Below are 876 nucleotides of genomic sequence, written 5' to 3'. Positions count from 1 at the left end.
ACAACGATTCGGTTCTTCCAGCGAGAAAACCAATCCAGACCAACTTTCCCTTTTTAATGAAGCTGAGGACACAGCTGACTCAACAATCGAAGAACCAACTGTTGATACGATTACATATAAACGTAAAAAACAACGTGGTCAGCGTAAACTGATGCTTGAAAACCTGCCTACGGAGACGATCGAATATCGTTTATCCGAAGAGGAACAGGTTTGTTCGTGCTGCGGTGGCGACCTTCACGAAATGAGTACAGAAGTGCGTAAAGAAATAGAAGTTATACCAGCGCAAGTCAAAGTGAAGGAGCATGTTCGCTACGTGTACAGTTGCCGTCATTGTGAACGTCATGAAATAGAAACACCTATCGTAACAGCAACAATGCCCGCCCCCGTTATTCCGGGAAGCCTGGCTTCTCCATCCGCAATGGCTTATACGATGACACAAAAATATGTAGAAGGTATGCCTTTGTATCGTCAGGAGAAGCATCTGGAGCGTTTCGGTATATCCATACCACGTCAAACGCTGGCCAATTGGACTTTGTACGGCGCGAAGACTTGGCTTCGTCTGGTATATGATCAGATGCATAAGCATCTCCTGGAACGGGATATCTTGCATTCAGATGAGACAACTCTGCAAGTTCTCTCTGAACCGGATCGACCTGCCACATCAAAATCCTATATGTGGCTTTATCGTACAGGAAAAGATGATACACCAATTGTTCTGTACGATTATAAACAAACCCGTGCAGGTAAACATCCATCGCGTTTTTTAGCAAATTTCAATGGGTACTTGCATGTCGATGGGTACGCTGGTTATAACAAGATTTCCGGTGTAACATTAGTTGGGTGCTGGGCCCATGCCCGCCGCAAATTTACGGAAGC

1 protein-coding gene is annotated in these 876 nt (G+C 45.2%); it reads left to right on the top strand.

Annotated elements, in window-relative coordinates:
- Positions 1–876, top strand: an 876-nt coding sequence (gene tnpC, locus IEX12_RS23160) for an IS66 family transposase (RefSeq protein ID WP_188725997.1), incomplete at both ends; no start/stop codon positions are given.

Origin of the sequence: Lentibacillus populi (genome assembly GCA_014642895.1) — a bacterium.
Lineage (GTDB): Bacteria > Bacillota > Bacilli > Bacillales > Amphibacillaceae > Lentibacillus_C > Lentibacillus_C populi.
Note: the sequence above shows the minus strand (reverse complement) of the source record. Positions and strands in the feature narration are given on the sequence as shown.